The sequence below is a fragment of the Pseudomonas sp. R5(2019) genome, from assembly GCF_009905435.1.
Classification (GTDB): domain Bacteria; phylum Pseudomonadota; class Gammaproteobacteria; order Pseudomonadales; family Pseudomonadaceae; genus Aquipseudomonas.
In genome coordinates this window covers 13,520-36,350 of record NZ_JAAAMT010000045.1, presented here as the reverse complement: position 1 = coordinate 36,350, position 22,831 = coordinate 13,520, and the positions used below count along the sequence as shown (strand labels likewise).

General features: G+C 63.1%; 12 protein-coding genes. 2 read left to right on the top strand and 10 right to left on the bottom strand.

Annotated features, from left to right (window positions below; translation table 11 throughout):
• Positions 1 to 150: 150 nt before the first annotated feature.
• The 10 genes from glgB to GUY40_RS22670 all read right to left on the bottom strand — a co-directional run bounded on the left by glgB (position 151) and on the right by GUY40_RS22670 (position 19,604).
• Positions 151 to 2,373 carry a 1,4-alpha-glucan branching protein GlgB gene (gene glgB / locus GUY40_RS22715; RefSeq protein WP_166571154.1) on the bottom strand — a complete coding sequence of 741 codons (2,223 nt, stop codon included), beginning with the start codon at positions 2,371 to 2,373 and terminating at the stop codon, positions 151 to 153.
• Positions 2,374 to 5,697: a maltose alpha-D-glucosyltransferase gene (gene treS, locus GUY40_RS22710; protein WP_166571153.1), complete on the bottom strand. Its 3,324-nt coding sequence runs from the start codon at positions 5,695 to 5,697 to the stop codon at positions 2,374 to 2,376.
• A gap of 23 nt (positions 5,698 to 5,720) precedes the next feature.
• Positions 5,721 to 7,745: an alpha-1,4-glucan--maltose-1-phosphate maltosyltransferase gene (locus GUY40_RS22705; protein ID WP_166571152.1), complete on the bottom strand. Its 2,025-nt coding sequence runs from the start codon at positions 7,743 to 7,745 to the stop codon at positions 5,721 to 5,723.
• 525 nt (positions 7,746 to 8,270) lie between these two features.
• Complete coding sequence (locus GUY40_RS22700) at positions 8,271 to 9,044, bottom strand: enoyl-CoA hydratase (RefSeq protein WP_166571151.1); 774 nt, start codon at positions 9,042 to 9,044, stop codon at positions 8,271 to 8,273.
• Positions 9,045 to 9,059: 15 nt separating this feature from the next.
• Positions 9,060 to 10,187 carry an acyl-CoA dehydrogenase gene (locus GUY40_RS22695; RefSeq protein WP_166571150.1) on the bottom strand — a complete coding sequence of 376 codons (1,128 nt, stop codon included), beginning with the start codon at positions 10,185 to 10,187 and terminating at the stop codon, positions 9,060 to 9,062.
• 8 nt (positions 10,188 to 10,195) lie between these two features.
• Positions 10,196 to 11,389, bottom strand: a complete 1,194-nt coding sequence (locus GUY40_RS22690; protein ID WP_166571149.1) for an acetyl-CoA C-acyltransferase — start codon at positions 11,387 to 11,389, stop codon at positions 10,196 to 10,198.
• Positions 11,390 to 11,404: 15 nt separating this feature from the next.
• Positions 11,405 to 12,172, bottom strand: coding sequence for an SDR family NAD(P)-dependent oxidoreductase (locus GUY40_RS22685; protein WP_166571148.1), 768 nt, complete (start codon positions 12,170 to 12,172; stop codon positions 11,405 to 11,407).
• Between the two features lie 17 nt (positions 12,173 to 12,189).
• A complete protein-coding gene (locus GUY40_RS22680) occupies positions 12,190 to 13,842 on the bottom strand; it encodes an AMP-binding protein (RefSeq protein WP_166571147.1) in 1,653 nt (550 codons plus the stop codon).
• 493 nt (positions 13,843 to 14,335) lie between these two features.
• Positions 14,336 to 18,517 carry an NEL-type E3 ubiquitin ligase domain-containing protein gene (locus GUY40_RS22675; RefSeq protein ID WP_166571146.1) on the bottom strand — a complete coding sequence of 1,394 codons (4,182 nt, stop codon included), beginning with the start codon at positions 18,515 to 18,517 and terminating at the stop codon, positions 14,336 to 14,338.
• A gap of 67 nt (positions 18,518 to 18,584) precedes the next feature.
• Positions 18,585 to 19,604, bottom strand: a complete 1,020-nt coding sequence (locus GUY40_RS22670) for an AraC family transcriptional regulator (protein ID WP_166571145.1) — start codon at positions 19,602 to 19,604, stop codon at positions 18,585 to 18,587.
• A 162-nt stretch (positions 19,605 to 19,766) separates the two neighbouring features.
• On the opposite strand from GUY40_RS22670, the gene GUY40_RS22665 reads away from it, so the two are divergent.
• Entirely contained in the window at positions 19,767 to 21,470 is a 1,704-nt protein-coding gene (locus GUY40_RS22665) for an Hsp70 family protein (RefSeq protein ID WP_166571144.1), read from the top strand.
• 10 nt (positions 21,471 to 21,480) lie between these two features.
• Positions 21,481 to 22,599: a J domain-containing protein gene (locus GUY40_RS28595; RefSeq protein ID WP_166571143.1), complete on the top strand. Its 1,119-nt coding sequence runs from the start codon at positions 21,481 to 21,483 to the stop codon at positions 22,597 to 22,599.
• The last annotated feature ends 232 nt before the right edge of the window (positions 22,600 to 22,831 follow it).

Here is a 22,831-nt window from a genome sequence, read left to right as displayed (position 1 = left end):
AATCTACCTGCTGGATTCGACTGTAGGGGCAAGGCTTGCCTGCGATGCAGGCGCCGCGTTGTGTCAGGAACACAGTGGCGCCTGCATCGCAGGCAAGCCTTGCTCCTACAGGGGGTTTGTCATCAATCTTAGGCCTGCACAGCAGGCCCGTTACTGCGGCTTGAGAATCAACACCCCCAATGGCGGCAGGCGCAACGACAGCGACAGCGGCTGCCCATGGCTCGGAATCGCTTCAGTCTCCACGCTGCCCAGGTTGCCGAAGTTACTGCCGGCATACACCTGCGCATCGCTGTTGAGCACCTCGCTCCAACGCTCGGCGAATGGCACGCCAATGCGGTAGGCCTCGCGCGGCACCGGGGTGAAGTTGGCCACCACCAGCAGCGGCTCGCCGCTCGAACTCCAGCGCAGCCAGGCGAAGACGCTGTTGTGGGCATCGTCGCCGATCAGCCACTGGAAGCCCTGGGGCACGCAGTCCTGCTCATGCAGGGCCGGCAGGTCGCGGTAGACGCGGTTCAGGTCGCCAACCAGCTTTTGCACCCCAAGGTGTTCAGGGTATTGCAGCAGGTACCAGTCCAGCTCGCTGTCGTGGTTCCACTCTCGCCATTGGCCGAACTCGCAGCCCATGAACAACAACTTCTTGCCCGGGTGCGCCCACATAAAGGTCAGGTAGGCGCGCAGGTTGGCAAACTTCTGCCAGCGGTCACCGGGCATCTTGTCGATCAGCGAATGCTTGCCGTGCACCACTTCATCGTGGGAAATCGGCAGGATGAAATGCTCGGAATAGGCGTAGATCAGCCCGAAGCTCATCTCGTTGTGATGGTGGGCACGGTGGATCGGGTCGTGCTGGATGTAATGCAGGGTGTCGTGCATCCAGCCCATGTTCCATTTGTACGAGAAGCCCAGGCCGCCCTGCTGAGTCGGCTGGCTGACGCCGGGCCAGGCGGTCGACTCCTCGGCAATCACCATCGCACCCGGCGCTTCGAGCGCTACCACATCGTTCAAGTGGCGCAGAAAATCGATGGCCTCAAGGTTCTCGCGGCCGCCATGGCGGTTCGGTACCCACTCGCCGGCCTTGCGCGAGTAGTCGCGATAGAGCATCGAGGCAACCGCGTCGACACGCAGCCCGTCGACATGGAAATGCTTGAGCCAGTGCAGCCCCGAGGCCAGCATGAAACCGTGCACTTCAGTGCGGCCCAGGTTGTAAATCAGGGTGTCCCAGTCCTGGTGGAAGCCTTCCTGCGGGTTGCCGTATTCGTAGAGCGAGGTACCGTCGAACTGGGCCAGGCCATGGGTGTCGCTGGGGAAGTGAGCCGGTACCCAGTCCAGGATCACGCCGATGCCGCCCAAGTGGCAGGCATTGACGAAGAAGGCAAAATCCTCGGCCGAACCGTAACGCGCGCTGGGGGCGAACTGCGACAACGGCTGATAGCCCCAGGAGCCACCAAACGGGTGCTCCATGATCGGCATCAATTCGACGTGGGTGAAGCCCAGCTGCTGCACATAGGGGACCAGGCGTTCGGCCAGTTCACGCCAGTTGAACGAGCGCACCACCTCGCCCACATCGTCAGTCTCGCAGTGCCATGAGCCCACATGCAGCTCGTAAATCGACAGCGGCGCATTGCCCCGGTGACGATCGCCACGGGTTTGCAGCCAGTCCTGATCCTGCCAGTCGAACTGCAAGGGCTTGGCCACCACCGACGCGGTTTCCGGCGGCATCTGCGTGGCCAGGGCGATCGGGTCGGCCTTGAGCGGCAGGATCTCATGGCTGCCCAGGATTTCGTATTTGTAGGCCTCGCCGGGCGCAAGCCGTGGGATGAAGATTTCCCACACACCCGAGGCGTGACGCAAGCGCATGGGGTGGCGGCGTCCGTCCCAGGCGTTGAAGTCGCCGACCACCGACACCCGCCGGGCATTCGGCGCCCAGACCGCAAAGCGCACGCCGTCGACGCCGTCCACCTGCATCACCTGGGCGCCAAAGGCTGCGCTCAGGTCACGGTGATTGCCTTCGGAAAACAGGTAAAGGTCCATGTCGCCCAACAACTTGCCAAAGCTGTAAGGGTCTTCGCTGATCTGCTCGCCACCGGCCCACTGGGTCTTCAACAAATACGGCTGGGCGTGGTCGAATTGGCCAATGAACAAGCCAGGCACTTCGCCCTGTTCCAGGGCGCCAAGCGGCTGGCCATCGCGGGCAAGCACCTGCACACTCAGGGCATTGGGCAAGAATGCCCGGATATATTGCCCATCGGCCCCATCACTGTGCGGGCCGAGTATTGAAAACGGGTCATGATGTTCCGCTCGCACCAGCGCGTCGATATCACGCTGATGAGGTACTGCCCAGCTACGACTCATGCCTTGTTCCTTGTGCGCGTTCATCTACTGCTCTCCCCACGTACTCAACAACCCATAAAGGCCATGCAAAGGCACGGCCAGCCAGCTCGGCCGATTCTCGGCTTCGTAAATTATTTCGTAGGCAGCCTTTTCCAGGCTGAACAATTCAAGGGCGGCACTCTCGCCATCGACATCGGCCCAGGCGTGCCCGAGGCTCGCCGTGGCCAGCCCGTAGGCCTCGATAAAGGCATGCCGCGAAACATGCAGGTAACGCCGGGTAATGCGTTGGCGCGCCTGCCTGGCTTCGACGGTCGGGTCGACGCTCTGGGCGTTGCGCAGCGCCATCGCGGCGGCGTAATCGAACGAGCGCAGCACCCCGCTGACGTCTTTGTACGGGCTGTATTTGCCGCGCCGCTCCTCGAGCGGGCGGGCCGGCTCGCCCTCGAAATCGATCAGGTAAGCATCGCCCTGGACCACCAGAACCTGGCCCAGGTGCAGGTCGCCATGGACCCGCATGATCAAGCCACCCATCGAGCGCCGGCACAGGTCTTCGATATGGCTGAGCAGCTCATCGCGCTGACGCAGCAGGTCATCGACCAGCCCTTGTTCGTCCTCTTCCAGTGCATTGCGGTGCGCGGCGAGCAATTGCAGTGCTCGCTCGACTTGCGCATTGATGCTCGCGCTCCATTGTTGTGCATCCTCGGCCGTGCTGTGCCGCGGGCTGAAATCCGGGTTGTCACTGCCGACCGCCAGCAGCAGGTGCATTTCGCCCAGGCGCTGGCCCAGCAGACCGGCGAAACTGGCCAGTTCCGCCAGGGCGTTGGAGTGTTGCTCCTGGGCCGAGTGCGCCGGTTCCAATTCGTCACGGGTGGCGCGTTCAAGGCTGTTCTGGGTCCAGTCCCAGGCATCGCCCTGATTGCTCAAGTAGCCTTGGGCGATCATCAGCAAGTGCGGCTGGCCCTGTGGGTCGACCCGGCTGACGAACCCCAGCAGCGGTGAAATATTGGCAAAGCCGGCAGCGGTCAGGTACGCCCCCATTTCGAGCTCGGGGTGAATGCCGCCACTGACGCGCCGGATCATCTTCAGCACCAGATTTTTACCGACCACCACCGAACTGTTGGATTGCTCGGCCGACAGATAACGCACCTCGGCGTCGTCTCCAAGACCCAGGCGCGCCAGCCATTCACTGCCTTCAAAGCGCAGCTCGCCCTCGCCATCGAGCGGCAGGCGGATGCCTTGGTTGAGGCCTGCCAACACAGCGCGAATAAAGGTTTCCAGGGTAAACGCATCGGTGATCAGGCCAACCTGCCCGCCGCGTCGCACTCGCGAAAGCGCCAGCTGCTGGGGCAGCGCGCTGTTGATCTGGTCTTCGGCCAGCAGCCCGAACGGCAATTGATAGCGGCTGGTCTGGCTGCCGCTATCCACTTCGATTTCGCTGAACAGTACGGGGGCCGCCTGTGTGCCAAAACGCACGCCATAGGCCAGCCGAACCGCTTCGATCCCGGCGTCCTTGCCCCCGAACCAGCGGCGTTTGGGCAGGTACTGCGGCAAGACCTGGGTTTCCAGCACATCGCGGGCAGGCGACTCGAGCAGCTCTTCCATGCGTTTTTTCACCACCAGGGTGGTGAACTCCGGCAGGCTTTGCGCGGGCACCACATGCCAACTGGGCATCTGCGTGGCCGAGGCCAGCAGGAACCAATAAAAGCCGTAAGGTGGCAGGGTCAGCAGGAACGGTAAATGGCCGATCGGCGGAAACGCACTGCCGCCCAGCATCTCCACCGGCACTCGGCCGGCGTATTGCGACAGGTCCAGCTCGGCCGCCTGGGCGGCGCGCGAGACGTTGGCCACGCAGAGCACGGTCTCCACCGAGCCGTCGGCCGCCGCGTGTTCGCGCAGGTAGGCCAGGATTCGCCGGTTGGCCGGCGAGAGCATCTTCAGGCTACCGCGCCCGAATGCCTGTTGCTGTTTGCGCACCGCCAGCAAGCGGCGGGTCCAGTTGAGCAACGAGTGGGGGTCGCTGGCCTGGGTTTCGACATTGACCGATTGATAGCCGTATTGCGGGTCCATGATCGGCGGCAACACCAGGCTCGCCGGGTCTGCCCGGGAGAACCCGCCATTGCGGTCAATGGACCACTGCATGGGCGTGCGCACCCCGTCGCGATCGCCCAGGTAGATGTTGTCACCCATGCCGATTTCATCGCCGTAATACAGGGTCGGCGTACCGGGCATCGATAACAGCAGGCTGTTGAGCAACTCGATGCGCCGCCGGTCGCGCTCCAGCAGCGGCGCCAGGCGACGACGGATGCCCAGGTTGATGCGTGCCCGCCGGTCCGCCGCGTAGTGATTCCACAGGTAGTCGCGCTCGCGGTCGGTGACCATTTCCAGCGTCAGCTCATCGTGGTTGCGCAAAAAAATCGCCCATTGGCAGTTGGGCGGGATCTCTGGGGTCTGGCGCAGAATATCGGTGATCGGAAAGCGGTCTTCCTGGGCCAGCGCCATGTACATGCGCGGCATCAGCGGGAAGTGAAAGGCCATGTGGCACTCATCACCGGCCAAGCCGTTGCCATCGCCAAAATACAGCTGGGTGTCCTCCGGCCATTGGTTGGCCTCGGCCAGCAACATGCGGTCGGGGTAGTTCGCGTCGATCTCGGCGCGAATCTGCTTGAGCACCTGGTGGGTCTGGGGGAGGTTTTCATTGTGGGTGCCATCGCGCTCGATCAGGTACGGGATGGCATCCAGGCGCAAGCCGTCGATGCCCATGTCGAGCCAATAGCGCATGACGCCGATCACCGCCTTCATGACTTGCGGGTTGTCGAAGTTCAGGTCCGGTTGATGGGAGTAAAACCGGTGCCAGAAATACTGACCGGCCACCGGGTCCCAGGTCCAATTGGACTTTTCGGTATCCAGGAAGATGATCCGGGTGCCGCTGTATTTCTGGTCGTCATCGGACCAGACATAAAAGTCCCGGGCCCTGGAGCCCGGCTTGGCGTGTCGGGCGCGCTGGAACCAGGAGTGTTGATCTGAGGTGTGGTTAATCACCAGCTCCGTGATGACCCGTAACCCGCGCTGGTGCGCCTCGTTAATAAAGCGCTTTACATCGGCCAGGGTGCCGTAATCCGGGCTGACGGCCTTGTATTCAGCGATGTCATAGCCGTCATCGCGCCGTGGCGAGGGGTAGAACGGCAGTAGCCAGACGGTGTTCACACCCAGGTCGGCGATGTAGTCGAGCTTGGCGATCAGGCCGGGAAAGTCGCCGATACCATCGTTGTTGGAATCAAAAAACGACTTCACATGCACCTGGTAAATGATTGCGTCCTTGTACCAGAGTGGGTCATCGATAAACGCCGCCGGACGGTTTTTCCTGGCCATGTCCATTCCCTCCTGAAGGCTTCCTAGAGGGCTTTCTCGATGCGCCAGATACCGAACGGCAGGAGCCAGGGTTCGAGGCGCATCCATTGAGTCTTGCCATGCCAGGTCCAGCGGTGGCCGGTCATCAGGTCTTCCCCAGTGGTGTCGGCGTCGTCGTCCAGCCCCAGCTCCCAGAGCGGCAGTTCGAAATGCGCCTCCTGGGCGTTGTGCGGGTCGAGGCTGACCGCCACCAGAATGAAATTGCCGCGATCTGCGGTGCGTTTGCCGAAATACAGGATGTTGTCGTTCCAGCAGTGATAGAACGCCAGCCCCAGATGGGTTTGCAGCGCCGGGTTGAGGCGGCGGATGCGGTTGAGCTGGGCGATCTCGGCGATGATGTTGCCCGATTGCGTGAAGTCCCGCGGGCGGATCTCGTATTTTTCCGAGTCCAGGTACTCCTCTTTGCCCGGCACCGCCGCCGATTCACACAACTCAAAGCCCGAATACATGCCCCACAACCCCGAGCCCATGGTCGCCAGTGCCGCACGGATCAAAAAGCCCGGCCTTCCGGATTCATGCAGGAAGAACGGGTTGATGTCCGGGGTGTTGACGAAAAAGTTCGGCCGGTAACAGTGCGACCACGGCGGCTGGTTCAACTCTGTGAAATAGCTTTGCAGCTCGGCCTTGGTGTTGCGCCAGGTGAAATAGGTGTAGCTCTGGGAATAGCCGACCTTGCCCAGCCGCGCCATCATCGCCGGCTTGGTAAAGGCTTCGGCGAGGAAGATGACATCGGGGTACTGGTTGCGAATGTCTTCGATCAGCCATTGCCAGAACGGCAGCGGCTTGGTGTGCGGGTTATCGACGCGAAAGGTCTTCACGCCCTCCTCGACCCAGCCACGGACGATGTCGCGCAGCGCCAGCCAGAGGCTGGGAACCGCGTCGGCGGCGTAGAAGTCGACGCTGACGATGTCCTGGTATTTTTTCGGTGGATTTTCCGCATAGCGAATGGTGCCGTCAGGGCGCCAGGAGAACCAACCCGGATGCTCTTTCAGCCAAGGGTGGTCCTGGGAGCACTGGATGGCGAAATCCAGGGCGATTTCCAGCCCGTGTTCGGCGGCCGCGGCCACCAGCCGGCGAAAGTCCTCGAGGCTGCCCAGCTGCGGGTGGATGGCGTCGTGGCCACCTTCGGCACCGCCAATGGCGTACGGGCTGCCGGGGTCGTCGGGACCGGCCTGCAAGGCATTGTTCGGCCCTTTACGGTACGCCAGGCCGATGGGGTGGATAGGGGTGAAATACAGTACGTCAAAGCCCATGTCACGGATCATCGCCAGGCGGCTATGGACGTTGTCGAAGGTGCCATGGACGGACGCGTCATCGGTGATCGAGCGCGGGAACAGCTCATACCAACTGGCGAACTGGGCGCGCTCGCGTTCCACTTCCAGCGGGAATTCGTGGCTGCGGCTTAAATAGGCGCGGTGGTCGGCCAACCCCATCAGCTGCGCTGTGTCGGGACTGAGCAATAGACCAACCTGATCGTCCTGCTCCAGGGTCAACAGTTCGTCGTGCAGGTGCTGCAGTTGCCGCTGAAGACCGGCGTTGCTGCGCTTGGCACTTTGCAACAGATGACGACGCCCCTCCTCGAGTTCGAGACCGACCGGCACGCCGGCCATATGCTTTTTTTCGAGCTCATAACGGTAGGTCGCATACGGGTCGATCCAGGCTTCAATGCAGAACACATAGCGGCCCACGGTCGGGGCGCAAAACTGTGCCTGCCAACTGTCGTTGCCCAGATCGACCATCGGCACGCTTTGCCAGTGCTCGCTGTGCACCGGGCGCCAGCGCAGGATCGCGGCCAGTTTGTCGTGGCCATCGGCAAAAATCTTGCTGTCCACCGTGATCGGTTGACCGATGATCGCCTTGGCGGCAAACAGCCCGCCTTCAAGCACCGGCATGGTGTTTTCGATCACCAGGCGCGGCATCAACAAGGCCTGGGAGATACCCAGCACCTGGGTTGCGCTGTCGTTGGCGTGGGCCGTCTGGCCCGCTTCGAAAGGCTCATCTACCGTCATCGAGCATCGCTCCTTACGCCCCGTGGACGCTGGTTTGGCTGGATTTGGCCAGGTTCGATCAGCACCGTTAAAGCCGGCGCCCCTGCTTAAGTTCCGAGCCAGTGGCAGCGGCAAAAGTTCAGATGGATTTAGCCCCAACACAGGTCCCTGGAAAAAAAGCGGAGTCATTCGATCCGCCCAGCGACGATCCCCCGGTAAAGACGCGAATGGAACAAATGAGCATAGAAGGTATATCGAAAAAGTGTGACGGGGTGCTCACACTTTTATGCAGCCGGGCGGCTAAGGGATGATCCGCCGAAATCCATGTAGGAGCGGACCTGGCCGCGATGGGCCGCGCAGCGGCCCCTGAGGCCATTGGCATCTGCGATTCAGCCAGCGAGTGCAGGTGATTTCAGAATCGCCGGGGCCGCTTCGCAGCCCATCGCGGCCAGGCCGGGACGCCGGACCGCCGCTCCTACATAAGCTGCGGAGTTCAGTTCCTTAAGCGACTGGCATTAGGGCGAGCCCGGCTCCTACAGAAGCCATTTAGCGATTCTCGAACTTGGCCTCGCGCTTGGCGATAAACGCCGCCATGCCTTCCTTCTGGTCTTGCATGGCAAACGCGGCATGGAACACCCGACGTTCAAAACGCACACCTTCCGACAGGCTGACTTCAAATGCGCGATTGACGCTTTCCTTGACCATCATGGCCACCGGCAGGGATTTGCTGGCGATTTTGTCGGCTACCTTCAGCGCCTCTTCCAGCAGATCGGCCTGCGGCACGATGCGGGCCACCACGCCAGCGCGTTCGGCTTCTTCGGCGTCCATCAACCGGCCGGTCAGGCACAGTTCCATGGCCTTGGCCTTGCCCACCGCGCGGGTCAGGCGCTGGGTGCCGCCCATGCCTGGCAGCACGCCCAGGTTGATTTCAGGCTGGCCGAACCTGGCGTTGTCGGCCGCCAGGATGAAGTCGCACATCAGTGCCAGCTCGCAGCCGCCACCCAAGGCAAAACCGGACACTGCCGCGATGATCGGCTTGCGACGGTTGGCGACCCGGTCGCTGTCGGTAAACAGGTCGTCCAGGTAGATTTGCGGGTAGGTCAGTTCGGCCATTTCCTTGATATCGGCACCGGCGGCAAACGCCTTGGCGGAACCGGTCAGGACGATGCAGCCAATAGTGCTGTCGGCTTCCAGAGTATCGAGGGCCTGGTTCAGCTCGCTAATGATCTGCGCGTTGAGGGCGTTGAGCGCCTGCGGCCGGTTGAGGGTGATCAGCCCCACGCGGCCACGAACCTCAAGCAAAATCGTTTCATACGACATCGAAGCTTTCTCCCTTCAAAGATTGCGCGCAATGACCATGCGCTGAATATCGCTGGTGCCCTCGTAAATCTGGCAAACCCGGACGTCGCGGTAGATCCGCTCCAGCGGAAAGTCGTTGAGATAGCCATATCCGCCCAGCGTCTGCAAGGCCTGGGAACAGACTTTCTCCGCCATTTCCGAGGCGAACAGCTTGGCCATCGAGGCTTCCACCAGTGCCGGGCGGCCGGCATCCCGCAGGCTGGCCGCATAGTGCACCATTTGTCGGGCTACCGCGATCTGGGTGGCCATGTCGGCCAGCCTGAAGGCGACAGCCTGGTGATCGACCAGTGCCTTGCCGAAGCTTTCGCGCTCGCGCGCATAGTCGCGGGCGGCTTCGAACGCAGCGCGGGCCATGCCCACCGATTGCGCGGCGATGCCGATGCGCCCGCCTTCGAGGTTGGCCAGGGCGATCTTGTAACCCTCGCCCTCCTCACCCAGCCGGTTGGCGACCGGAATGCGCAGCTCCTCAAAGAGTATCTGGCAGGTGTCGGAGGCATGTTGGCCGAGCTTGTCTTCGATGCGCGCAACCTTGTAGCCGGGGCTCTCGGTGGGCACCAGAAAGGCTGAAATACCGCGTTTTCCGGCGGCCGGGTCAGTGACCGCAAAGACGATCACCAGGCCCGCGTTCTGACCGGAGGTGATGAACTGCTTGCAGCCGTTCAGCACGTAGTGGTCACCGTCGCGCCGGGCCCGGGTTTTCAGGCTGCTGGCATCGGAACCGGCCTGGGGCTCGGTCAGGGCGAAAGCGCCGAGCATGCTGCCGCTGGCCAGCGGTTCGAGAAACTGGCGTTTCTGTTCATCGTTGCCGAACTTCAGAATCGGCACGCAGCCGACCGAGTTGTGCACGCTCATGATGGTCGAGCAGGCACCGTCGCCCGCGGCGATTTCTTCCAGGGCCATGGCGTAAGCCAGATAACCGGTGTCGCAACCGCCCCACTGCTCCGGCACCAGCATGCCGAAAAAGCCCAGTTCGGCCATCTCGGTGATCGCCTCGCGGGGGAAGCGGTGCTCCCGATCCCACTCGGCGGCAAACGGGCGCAAGCGCTCCTGGCTGAATTGGCGCGCCGCGTCGGCGATCTGTTGTTGCTCATCGTTGACTAACATGGCTCACCTCACTCCAGGCATTCGATGGCCATCGCCGTGGCTTCGCCGCCGCCGATGCAGATCGCTGCCACGCCGCGCTTGAGGCCTTTCTGGCGCAAGGCCGAGAGCAGCGTGACCAGAATCCGCGCGCCCGAGGCACCGATCGGGTGGCCCAGGGCGCAGGCGCCACCGTGGATATTGACCTTCTGGTGTGGCAGTTCCAGCTTGGCCATGGTCACCAGCGTCACCACCGCAAAAGCCTCGTTGATTTCGAACAGGTCGACTTCATCCAGTCGCCAGCCGGTGCGCTTCATGAGTTTTTCGATGGCGCCCACCGGTGCCACCGGGAACAGGCCCGGCGTGTCGGCAAAGGCCGCATGGCCATGAATCACCGCCAGTGGCTTGAGCCCGCGCTTCTGCGCTTCGGAGCGGCGCATCAGCACCAGTGCCGCGGCGCCGTCGGAGATCGAGCTTGAGTTGGCCGCCGTCACCGTGCCGCCATCGCGAAACGCTGGCTTGAGCTGGGTGATCTTGTCCAGGCGGGCCTTCGGCGGTTGTTCGTCGTCGCTGATCAGGCGCAGTTCCTTGCCAACGGTCACCGGCACCGGAACGATTTCGGCCTTGAAGCTGCCGTCCTTGATCGCTTGCTGGGCACGGGTCAGCGATTCGATGGCAAAAGCGTCCTGCACTTCGCGGGAAAAGCCGTGGTCCTGGGCGCAATCTTCGGCGAAGGTGCCCATCAGACGACCCTTGTCATAGGCGTCTTCCAGGCCGTCGAAGAACATATGGTCGGTGATCTTGCCGTGGCCCATGCGATAGCCACTGCGGGCCCGCTCCAGCAGGTACGGGGCGTTGGACATGCTTTCCATGCCGCCGGCCACCACCACCTCGGCACTGCCGGCCAGCAGCAGGTCATGGCCCATGATCGCCGCCTGCATGCCGGAGCCGCACATCTTGTTCAAGGTGGTGCAGGTGGTGGCCTTGTCCAGGCCGGCGCCGAGCGCGGCCTGGCGGGCGGGAGCCTGGCCGATGCCGGCCGACAGCACGCAGCCGAACAGCACCTGGTCGACGCTGCCCGCCGCCACACCGGCGCGCTCGACGGCCGCCTTGATGGCCGCGGCGCCCAGTTGCGGCGCGCTGAGGCTTTTGAAGTCGCCCTGCAAACCGCCCATGGGCGTACGCACGGCGCTGACGATTACGATCGGATCATTGGCGAGTGTCATGACGTGACTCCTTGATTATTTGGCAGCCATGCGCAAGGCGCCGTCGAGACGGATCACCTCGCCGTTGAGCATGCTGTTTTCAATGATGTGACGGGCCAGCGCGGCAAATTCAGTGGGCGAGCCCAGGCGCGGCGGGAACGGCACGCCGGCGGCCAGCGAGTCGCGGACTTCCTGGGTCATGCCGGCCATCATCGGTGTTTCGAAAATGCCGGGGGCGATGGTCATCACCCGAATACCGAAGCGCGCCAGTTCCCGTGCGGCGGGCAGGGTCAGGCTGGCAATCGCGCCCTTGGAGGCGGCGTAAGCGGCCTGGCCGATCTGGCCGTCATACGCAGCGATCGAGGCGGTGTTGATGATTACCCCGCGCTCGCCGCCCTCGCCCGCCGGGCCCTCGGCAATCGCTGCCGAAGCCAGGCGCAGCATATTGAAACTGCCGATCAGGTTGATGTTAATGACCCGACTGAAGCTGTCCAGCGCGTGCGGGCCGTTCTTGCCAAGAATCTTCTCGGCGCCCACAACGCCCGCGCAGTTGACCAGCCCATGCAGGCCGCCGAACGCCTCGACAGTGGCAGCCACGGCGGCCTGGGCGGCCGCTTCCTGGCTGATGTCGGCGACCGCATGACGAGCGTTGGCACCCAGGGCCACGGCCTTGTCGGCGACCGCCTGGGCATTGAGGTCGACCAGCATCACCCGGGCGCCGGCCTCGATCAGCATCTGCGCCGTGGCAGCGCCCAGGCCCGAGGCCGCGCCGGTGACGATAAAGACCTTATTGGCTATGTGCATTGCAGTTTTCCTTGGGTTCAGGCGCTGGCGGTGGGTGTGCCTGCAGCCTGTAGTTTGGCGATTTCCTGGTTGCGCAAAATGAACCGTTGCAGCTTGCCGCTCGGGGTCTTGGGCAACTCGGTGACAAATTCGATTTCTCGAGGATAAGCATGCGCCGCCAGGCGCTGGCGCACATGCAGGCGCAGGGTTTCGGCCAGCTGCGGGCTGGCGTCAAAGCCCTGGGCGAGGACCACGAAGGCCTTCACCAGCTCGGTGCGCTCGGGGTCGGGCTTGCCGATCACCGCCGCCTCGACCACGGCCGGGTGCTCGATCAGCGCGCTCTCTACGTCAAACGGCCCGACCCGGTAGCCGGAGGTGGTGATCACGTCATCGGAGCGGCCGACAAAACTGATGCTGCCATCGGCGTTCAGCTCCACGGTGTCGCCGCTCAAGTAGTACTTGCCGACGAAGGCCTTGGTGGCAAAGCCGTGGTAGCCCTTGAACCAGCACATCGGCGATTGCTCGCGGTCGACCGCCAGAATGCCGGGTTGCCCGGCGGGCAACTCGTTGTTGTGTTCATCGAGCACCACGATCCGGTGCCCCGGCGAGGCAAAGCCGGCGGCGCCCAGGTGCACCGGATGCGCCAGGCCATGGTGATTGCACAGCAGCATGCCGGTTTCGGTCTGGCCGTAGTGGTCGTGGATGGTCACGTCCAGCTCGCGGGCGAACCAGCGGATCACTTCAGGGTTGAGCGGCTCACCCGCGCTGCTGACGGCCCTCAGTTGCCCCTTGAGGCCAGCGCTGAAGGCATCGCCGGCAGCAATCAGCATCCGATAGGCCGTGGGAGAACCGGCAAGATTGGTGATGGCGTACTTCTGGATGATCCGCCGGGTGCTGTCGACGCTGAACGGGCCGTCGAAAAACGTGGTGGCGTGGCCGAGCGCCAGCGGCCCGGTGACCGCGTAGTACAGGCCGTAGGCCCAGCCCGGGTCGGCGAGGTTCCAAAAGTTGTCTTCAGGGCGCAGGTCGATGGCATCGCGCATATAGCCTTCAAAGGCGGCGATGGCGCGCAACGGCACTTCCAGCGGCTTGGCCGGGCCCGTGGTGCCAGAGGTAAACATCAGCAGGAACGGTGATTCGCCCTCGAGCAGGACCGGGTCGCAGTCAGGGCTGCACTGTTGAAGGGTTTTCCAGAAGTCGGCATCGGTCGACGCAGGGTCGGCAGCGACAGTGAGGATGGCCGGGCAGCCTTGAACCTCGTCGAGCTTGGGTCGGTTCGCGCTATCGGTGACCACCAGTCTGGCCCCCGAGGCACCGACTCGGTGCTCGATGGCCTTGGGCCCGAAGGCCGTGAACAGGGGCTGATAGACCGCCCCGACGCGCCAGGTGCCGAGCACGGCAATCAGCAATTCGACCGTGCGCGGCAGCAAGCCGGCCACCCGGTCCCCCGGGCCGATGCCACGCGCCTTGAGCAGGTTGCCAAAACGTGCGGCCTCGGTTTGCAATTGGCTGAAACTGTAGCGCGCACTGCTGCCATCGCGGCCCTCCCAGTACAGCGCCGTGCGGTCACTGCCGGCGTGCCGGTCGCAACACTCGACACAGGCATTGAGGGCAGAAAGCGTACCGCTGAGCGTGGCCTGGAGGGTTTTCGCGTAGTCGTACTCAGCCATCACCGTCGCGTAATCGCGCATCGTCAGAATCCTCGTTTTGTTATTGTCTGGAGGCAACGAAAGTTCTGAAGATAGTCGCGCTAGAGGGGCGCGTGGGCAATGGTCAAAGCTGTCAATGTGAGTGACTGGTTTGGCCATGGGGATCGGCGTCGTGCCGATGCGATTGAGTGTGGGGCCAGTGTGGCAACTGCGGTGCCTTCATCGCGAGCAAGCTCGGCTCCTACAAAAGCCCCCGCTCAATATCGGTGTGAATGGAGATGGGTGTGGAGCAAGGCTTGCCCGCGATCAAGGCGACTCGGTTGGTCTGGAATACCGCGGTGCCTTCATCGCGAGCAAGCTCGGCTCCTACAAAAGCCCCGCTCAATATCGGTGTGAATGGAGATGGGTGTGGGAGCAAGGCTTGCCCGCGATCAAGGCGACTCGGTCGGTCTGGAATACCGCGGTGCCTTCATCGCGAGCAAGCTCGGCTCCTACTGGGGGATTGATCTGAAGCCAAGGCCGGGCGCTCGCCGGCTCAGCCAACAGCCGCGCTCAAGGCCTTGTGCGTCAAGCGCAGGATCAGCGCCTCGCGCGCTGCGCGCCGATGATCGGCGATGGCATTCATTTGGGCCTGGTAGTCGCTATCGGCCAATGTCGTCTGATTTTCCATCAGCATCGCTGCTTGATCGTGAAACGGCGCATCGGTGGCCTCGAAGGTCTCCCGATGGCGGGCCTGCAGGTAGTCGACCCAGAAATCTCGCTGGCTGATGGATGTCATCAGTTGGTCGGTGCGCTCAGCCGCGATGACTTGCCGTCGGGCATTGCTCAGTTGCTCTGCAGACACCCCGGCAATCTCGTTGAAGAGCATGCTGAGCGGCTGACCAGGCAAATCCAGCGGCTCGCGAAGCCCGATTCGATAGGCCAGGCTGACCTCGATCTCATCGGGAGAAAGGCCCACCTCCTGTCGCGCCAACACATCCGCCGCCGCTATGCGTTCGACCTCATCCAGACGAAACAAGCGCCTGGCCAGCTGCAACAGCGCCACCCCTTGCCCGCCCTGCTCGGCTGACGCCTGCGCCAGCCAGACCTGGCGCCGGACCTCCAGGCCGCTGAAGATCAACGCCACACTGTCGTGGCAGGTGCGCGGCGCCGCCGCTTGTTCGAACATTTCGCTGCGCAGGCCGGCATTCAGCCGCATCGCTTCGAGCAAGCCGAAGACACGCCGGGTCAGGTCAGTACGGTGACGCGTGAAATCCGCAGCGCCCTGCAACTCGATCAACAGGGAGAAAAACGCAGTCGACCCGCTTTCAGCCTGGAGCAGGTCCCAAGTCAGCTTACGCTCGGCCAACTCTTGCGAATCGCTGCGCGCCAGCCAACCAAGGCGGGCGTTGGAGAGTTCGGTGGAGCTTTGCGCAATCACCATGGAAATAAGCGGCTCCTCCATCAGATCATTCATACGCTGCTCGATGGTGGCCTCCAGCGGATTGTTGTCCAGCACGATTGCGCGGCGAACCCATCGGGGGGCAAGAAAGTAACGCTCGGGTAACTGCGTGATCTGGTTATCACGCAGATCCGCCAGTACCAGCAATGGCTGCTCAAGCAGCCCTGTGGGCAGTCGGTCGATCAGGGTGCGGCGCAGGTACAGGTCGTTCAGCCGTGTCAGGGGGCGCAGGTCAAGGGAAGGACCAATGGGATTACCCGACAGATCCAGCGTCTCCAGGGAGGTCAATCGGCCGAGCATTGCACTTTGCTGCAAATCGAGAGTGATGAAGTTGTCATGCAGATCCAGCGTGGTCAGCGCAGAGCAACGGTCAAGGTGAGCAGGCAGTCGACGCAATCGATTTCCGGGGAGTTCCAGCATGCGCAGTTGGGTGAAGCTGCGGATAAAGCTGTCAGGTATTTCCGCCAGCCCCATATTGGATATCAGCAGCTCACAGATGTGCGTAAAGGTGATGGACATCGGCAGTGACGGCAAGCCGCCTGGCTCAACGTTTGAAATGTTCAGGCGGTAACCCAGCAATCCCCCCGTTACATCGAATACCCGCGTGCTCCGGCGGCGCCATGCATCTTCGATGGTGCGGGCTACCTGCCGTCGCAGTTGTCGTTGCAACACCTGAGATCCAGACACTTCAAGAACCCACCCGTGCAATGCGCCATCCAGCAGCCGAAAGTGTTCGCGCAAGGTCGCAAGCCTCGCGTCCAGGCCCTCCTCATCCAGGGACTGTGAAACCCACACATCAACCTCATCGTCACTCAGGCCGGGGTAGATCTCCCGGACGCGGTTGGCCAAGGAGCGCGGCATGCCTTCACCTCGACCGCTGAGCGGGTAGCCCCACCTGCCACTGGGCAAGCGCGTTGGCCACCTGACCCGCAGTTCGGTGTTGGGTAACCCCAGTAATGCCGGCACTTGATCGCGATCGATGGCACTGGCGGCGGGAAGCATGCCGGTAAAGCGGGTGTGCAGATAACGCCCTTCCAGCGCTCGGGTGATCCTGGTTTCACGAATGTGAGCGCGGGCCAATTCTGCCATCCGCAGCGGGATCCGCCCCTGCGCTGACATCTGTGCAGACTCCGCAGCATGGGCAGCAATAAGCTCTCGGCAAGCGGCCAGCGTCAGCGAGGCGAAATCCCGGCGTAACAACAGGACGCGTGCATCGTCGCTGACCTGGGTTTGCTGGTAACCGGTCTCGAACAAGGCAGGGCGTTGCGCGCGGATGGCCTGGGCAAGCTCCTGGGCGGACGCGTCCGGCAGCGCATCCATCAGTGGCTCGAACAGTTCGTCGCTGCCACGGGCCGGAAGATCTCCCGCTTCCAGGCGCCGCACAAAACGCTCGATGCGGGCATCGAGCGCGAAGCGCGTGCAGGTATCTTGCAGATTGGCATCGGCGGGCACGCTTTCTACATGCCATTGACGCAGCCGCGCCGTGTCGATACCGGTCACTTCCAGGATTCGGTCGATACTGAGCCCGTCGAAGTGCGCATAGGCTTCACCCAGTCGGCGGAACAGGTAGTGGGGATTGCTCCATTGCAACGGATCCTCGGCCAGAATTCGCCAGGCACCCGCGCCGTTATGGGCCAACATGGGCGCCAAGCCATTGGCCGGCGGCAGTTGCCAGCGGTCGGAGCCCAGGATTGCCCGCACCGGGTAGAAACCACCGTCGATGTTCACCCAACGCAGCGCCCCGACCCGGTACATGCCCGTGGCGTCCGCCATCAGAGGGCCTGGCAGCGCCTGCTGCCAAGGTGTCAGATCCAGGTTCCAGAGTTTGGTCCGGCCATCTTCCATGTCCGCGGGCAACAGACTGTCGACATAGGTCGAACGCGCGAACGCCGTCCGAATGGCGACCACTCCCGCCACCGTGGCACCCATCAGCGCGACGTTGGCCGCCACGTTGAACAAATGCCCCAGAGCCTCATCGATATCGCCGTCGTGCCAATCCTTGACGCCGTGGTACACCTCCCCCATCAGCTGAAAAACGGCGACGCCGAGCATGACCTCACCCAGCCCCGGCACAAACAAGCCCGCCAGATTGAGCAGGGTCAAGCCTTCTGCCTTCATGCACCGGGCGTGCTCAAGGGCGGCCTTGCGGTCGAGGGTGGCGGTGGGCACCGCCACCACGGCTGCATCCTCAAGAATCCGGTTGATTCGCTCGCGGGCCAAGCTGTCGAACAGAGGGCTGTCCAGGGTCAGCAAGCGCTCATCCAGGCCAACGTTGGCCAATGCCGTGGTCGTGTCAAAACGCCCCCGCAGGGTGCCAAAAAACCGGGAATACCCCGTACGGGGGACGTATCGGCTGAAAAACCCTTGGTATTGCGGATCGCGAAGGCGGTGCTCCAGGGCATTGGCAAACCCGCGCAGCGAAGCGAAGGCTTGCACCGCCCTGCCAGGATTTCCCGGCAAACAGGCAATAACGCGGCCATCGGCCAGATCAAACACGACGATATCGCTCATCTGGACCCCAAGCAGCTTCAATCGATGTGCCTGGACCGCGGTACCTGACGGTTCTTTCAGGGGTTTAAACGTGCAGGCCTGCTCCACTACATGAAAATCGTGACCGCTCAGGTCACCCTTCAGGAGCGCGAGCTGTGCATCGACGTACATCGCCTCGCACGCACTCGAGGCAAAGGTCGATATCACGCGCTGTGCCGCTCGGCCATCTGTATCGCCGATTTCATCGGCAGGCTTGAGCACCGACTTCAGATGAACCTGGTAGGCGCCCCCCAGATCCGTGGCCCGGCAGCAGGCAATAAAATCGAGGGCTGTCGGCGGATCGACGCGGGAGGTCATGAGCCGCGTGCCTGCGATCAAGCCTTCGGAAGTGGTTTGATCCGGGCTGAAGTTGTGCAATGCGGCTTCGAACAGACTCATCCGCGTTTCGACGATATCCGTCACTGGCACGCCGATCGGGACCGAGGTCAGCACCGGCTCTTTGCGGGTAGCGATGAACCTGTCCGTATCGCTGTCCAGTCCATCACCCAGACGGGTAAACAAGGCCTCCTGGAGCAACGGCGCACAAAACGAGTCCATCGGTTTGAGGTTTGCCAACAGCGTGCGAAGCGCTCGCTGGGCGTTGAGGCTGGCCTGCATGCTCTGGCGCAAGGTGTCGACCTGCGCGGGCGTGGCTTTGCTCAGCCAGGCCGGCAGGGCCTGTTCGATCATGCGGTCGTGGAAGCGTTCGTGTGCGGTCTGCGTGGGTTTTGTGTTGTCCTGTCTCATTGCGGGCACTCATCCTTGGAGAAAACCCGAGGATGAAGTGCCCCTGCAACGCCTGGCCCTTACAAGGTTATGACCCGTCCTGGGACAGAATCAGGCTGCGGTAATGGCCAGGATTGGTGCCCGTCCACTTGCGAAACGCCTTATAGAACGAACTGGTGTCGGCAAAGCCCAGGCGCGTGGCGATCTCGGCAAAACTGATGTGCGCCTCGGCCAGCCAATGCACGGCCAACTCCTTGCGCACGGCATCCTTGAGGCCCTGATAGGTCTGGCCCTCATCGGCCAGGCGCCGACGCAGGGTGGACGCCGAAATGCACAGATCGCGAGCCAGGGCTTCGGTTTCCGGCCACTCGCTGGCAGGCAGTTGCCGCAGGTCGTTCCTGATCCGCCAGGCGAGGCTGTCCTGATCGCGGTACTTGACCAGGATATTGGCGGGCGCCTGGGCCAGAAAGCGCTGCAACTCCTGCTCGCTGCGACGAATGGGCAAGTCCAGACAGTCCGCGGCGAAGATCATCCGGGTACGGGCACGGCCAAAGCGCAGGTTTTCGGAAAACATCACCCGGTAATCGTCGCAGAAGGCCGGTTCGGCGCAACGCAGCTCGATGGCCAGAATCGGTATACGCCGACCGGCCAGCCAGCAGGTAACGCCATGCACCAGCATCCAGTAAGTGAAATAGCAGAACGCCCGCCGGGGCGGCCGCTCCTGCTCGCGCAGCACCACTTCGGCCAGGCTTTGCTGGCGCCCGAGGTCAGCCTGCAGGTGCTCGAACATCAACGACAGAAACTCCAGCACCATGGCCAACCCCGCGGCCAGGCTGGGCTGGGCCATCGCCGCGCGGCAGAGGAAGGCCAGGCTGCCGGACTTCAGGCGGCGCGGGTCCATGCCGAAAAACTCATCATCGAGCTGGCGCGCCAGCAACCGCCACAGCCGCGCATAGGCCAGCGCCGGCACCCGCGCCTGGGGCTGCTCGAGCAGCGCCGGGTCGATGCCCACTTGCACCAGCGCTTCGGTGGTCGCCGCGCCCGGTGGGCAACTTTGCAGCAAGGCTTCGCGAACCAGTTGAATGGAAATCGTGTCTTTTTCCGCCATGGCGTGGCATGCATCCTGTTCGGTGTTTCGTGTCGGCCATCTTAGGTTGCTGTCGATAAAACGCCAGCCCCATGCCCGAGCACGACATCCCGCGCCGGGGGGCGTATCGGCGCCCGCTGATCCTGTCCTATGCTCAGAGCGTCATCCGGACCTGGAGCCAGCATGATTGTCGGCATCGACCTCGGTACCACTCACAGCCTGATTGCCGCTTGGCGCGAGGGTGCCCCGCAGCTGGTCGCCAATGCCTTGGGTGACTTCCTGACGCCCAGCGTGGTGGGGCTGGACGATGAAGGCCGAGTGATGGTCGGGCGGGCTGCCCGCGAGCGCCTGCAAACCCATCCTCAGCTGACCGCGGCGCTGTTCAAGCGCGCCATGGGCAGCGCTCGCGCGATACGCCTGGGCGAGCAGGCATGGCGCGCCGAGGAGCTGTCGGCGCTGGTGTTGCGCAGCTTGCGCGAGGACGCCGAGCGCCAGTTCGGCGAGCCGGTCAGTGCCGCAGTCATCAGCGTACCGGCCTATTTCAGCGATGCCCAGCGCAAGGCTACGCGGATCGCAGGCGAGCTGGCGGGGCTCAAGGTGCTGCGGCTGGTCAACGAGCCGACCGCCGCCGCCCTCGCCCATGGCCTGCAACCGCAAGCGGGCGACGCCTGCTTTCTGGTGTTTGACCTCGGTGGCGGCACCTTTGATGTGTCGGTGCTTGAGCTGTTCGACGGGGTGATGGAAGTGCGCGCCAGCGCCGGTGACAACTTTCTCGGCGGCGAGGATTTCGACACGCTGCTGGTCCAGGCTTTTATCGCCGCTCAGAACGCCGACCCACCGCTGCCGGATTTGGCCGAACCGCGGGTGGCAGCCCGCCTGCGCCGCGAGGCTGAACGGGTACGTCACGCCCTGGGGCAGCAGGTGTGCGTGACCTTCAGCCTCTGTCATGACGATCAGCAGTGGCGCAGGGATTTCCATCAGGAGGAATTGCCAGCCCTCTATGCCCCCCTGCTCGCGCGCCTGCGCACCCCTATCGAGACGGCGCTTGCGGATGCGCGCATTCGCCCGGCCGAACTCGACGATGTGTTGCTGGTCGGCGGCGCGACGCGCATGCCACAAGTGCGCAAACTGGTGGCCGGGCTGTTCAGTCGCCTCCCCTCGCTGCGCCTCGACCCGGATCACGCCGTGGCCCTCGGCGCCGCCGTGCAAGCGGCGCTGGCCAGCCATGACGCTGCGCTGGACGAAGTGGTGATGACCGATGTCTGCCCGTACTCCCTGGGCATTGAAACCTCGATCAACCTCGGCACCCGGGTCGAGCCCGGGCATTTTCTGCCGATCATCGAGCGCAACAGTGTCGTGCCGGTCAGCAGGGTCCGGCGGGTGATGACCCTGCACGATCAACAGACCGAGGTTTTACTCAAGGTCTATCAGGGCGAAAGCCGCTGGGTGTGCGAGAACATTTACCTGGGCGAAGTGTGCATCGAGGTCCCCCCGCGCCCGGCCGGAGAAATCAGCCTGCAAGTGCGCTTCAGCTACGACCACAACGGTTTGCTGGAGGCCGAAGTCGACTGCCCGCTGTTGGGCGAAAAGCGTCGCCTGGTGATCCAGAACAACCCCGGCGTACTCACCGCTGACGAAGTTGAACAACGCCTTGAAGCCCTCGCCGCGCTGAAAATCCACCCGCGCGAGCAACAGGCCAACACCCTACTGATCGCCCGCCTGGAGCACCTTTACCAGGCAAGCCTTGGCACACTGCGCGAACGCATTGATTTGATGACCTCGCACTTCGAGCAGGTGCTCGACAGCCAGGATGAACAGCAGATCAAGGACCTGCGTCAGCAACTCAATGCCCGCCTGGAAGCGCTGGAGCAAGGGGGCTGGCCTTGAGTAATCCGCCATGAGTTGCTGGACGCTGCTGGGCTTGCCGACCGATGCCGACCCGCGCACGATCAAGCGTCGCTACGCCAGCCTGCTCAAAGGCTGCCGCCCGGACACCGACCCGCAGGGTTTCCAGTCGTTGCGCCAGGCCTATGAAGAGGCCTTGGCGCTGAGCGACCGGCGCACACCGCTCGACCCGTCACTGCCCGCCACCAGCGATCCGGCCCCTGAACAGCCCTCCCCGGCCCAGCTGCTGGCCGCCCGTCTGCTGGAAGACGCCACCGCCGAGGACCTCGACCAACGCTTGAGCCAGGCACAGGCTCGCTACTGCGAAGCTGAATTCGAAGCGGCGTTGCTGCGCACCTGCCTGGCCCCTACCCACCACGCCCATCGCCTGGCCGAATGGGGCTTGATTCGTTTCAGTTGGCTGACCCCGTGGCAGCGCACTGACCTGCCAGTGCCGGACCTTGAGCGCTTGCTCAGCCACCTTCAAGCACACAGCGAACGCGCACTGGAAAACGCCTTGTGCCACAACCAGCCCCAGGCTTTTCTGCAGGTCTACCACCAACTGGATCAAGCACTCTGGCTGCAATCGCGAAGCCGCCGCGAGTGGTTCGATGCCAGCCTGGCAAAGGTGCTGCTGCACAGCGAATTCTGGTCTCGGGAGCTGTTCGACGCCATCAGCCGCCTGCAAGGCTGGAACGACCCTCAAAGCCGCCCGCCGCCACACTGGAACGGCTTGCTGGAACGCAGCCAGAGCCAGGCCTTTCTTGACGAGCAACGACGCCTGGGCCGACTGGCGGCCGACACCCCGGCCGGGCGCGCAGCGCGCTTGCTGTTCGAGCCGATGAACGATGAACAGCGCGCGCTGCTGACCCGCTACTTCGGCAGTGAAGACTGGGCCGCCTGCCACCAACTCGCTGACCGCCTGCAATTTCGCTACCCGCTGCTGCACAAGGAAGTGGTCGAAGGTGATCCGTACTACTGGTGCGTCCTGCAGCGCCGGCCGCCGCGCTGGCAGCAGCCAGTGGCACTGCTGGCTGCGAGTGCGGGGGCTTATGCGATTGGGGGGTTGTCGGGGGTGGGGGTGTTTCTGTTGACGCTGCTAGGCTTGCGCGCCCTGTCGCGCTGGCGCTGATGTGGGAGATTCTATGGCTGACTGCAATTTTTTTATGTAGGAGCCGAGCTTGCTCGCGATAAGGACGCCGCGGTTTTACAGGTATTGCGCGTCATCGTTCATCGCGAGCAAGCTCGGCTCCTACATCTAGATCAAAAGTACCACGCGCAATTTCGGCAGGACTGGAGATGGGCGTGGGAGCAGAGCTTGCTAGCGATGAGGCCCGCACAAGCGACAAAAAACTTGCTGGAGT

What these genes read in the sequence shown, in the direction of transcription:
- GUY40_RS28595 (WP_166571143.1), top strand. Translation starts at nt 21,481, where the DNA reads ATGAGTTGCTGGACGCTGCTGGGCTTGCCGACCGATGCCGACCCGCGC.
- GUY40_RS22685 (WP_166571148.1), bottom strand. Translation starts at nt 12,172, where the DNA reads ATGCACATAGCCAATAAGGTCTTTATCGTCACCGGCGCGGCCTCGGGC.
- GUY40_RS22690 (WP_166571149.1), bottom strand. Translation starts at nt 11,389, where the DNA reads ATGACACTCGCCAATGATCCGATCGTAATCGTCAGCGCCGTGCGTACG.
- treS (WP_166571153.1), bottom strand. Translation starts at nt 5,697, where the DNA reads ATGGCCAGGAAAAACCGTCCGGCGGCGTTTATCGATGACCCACTCTGG.
- GUY40_RS22700 (WP_166571151.1), bottom strand. Translation starts at nt 9,044, where the DNA reads ATGTCGTATGAAACGATTTTGCTTGAGGTTCGTGGCCGCGTGGGGCTG.
- GUY40_RS22670 (WP_166571145.1), bottom strand. Translation starts at nt 19,604, where the DNA reads ATGGCGGAAAAAGACACGATTTCCATTCAACTGGTTCGCGAAGCCTTG.
- GUY40_RS22705 (WP_166571152.1), bottom strand. Translation starts at nt 7,745, where the DNA reads ATGACGGTAGATGAGCCTTTCGAAGCGGGCCAGACGGCCCACGCCAAC.
- GUY40_RS22675 (WP_166571146.1), bottom strand. Translation starts at nt 18,517, where the DNA reads ATGAGACAGGACAACACAAAACCCACGCAGACCGCACACGAACGCTTC.
- glgB (WP_166571154.1), bottom strand. Translation starts at nt 2,373, where the DNA reads ATGAACGCGCACAAGGAACAAGGCATGAGTCGTAGCTGGGCAGTACCT.
- GUY40_RS22680 (WP_166571147.1), bottom strand. Translation starts at nt 13,842, where the DNA reads ATGCGCGATTACGCGACGGTGATGGCTGAGTACGACTACGCGAAAACC.
- GUY40_RS22695 (WP_166571150.1), bottom strand. Translation starts at nt 10,187, where the DNA reads ATGTTAGTCAACGATGAGCAACAACAGATCGCCGACGCGGCGCGCCAA.
- GUY40_RS22665 (WP_166571144.1), top strand. Translation starts at nt 19,767, where the DNA reads ATGATTGTCGGCATCGACCTCGGTACCACTCACAGCCTGATTGCCGCT.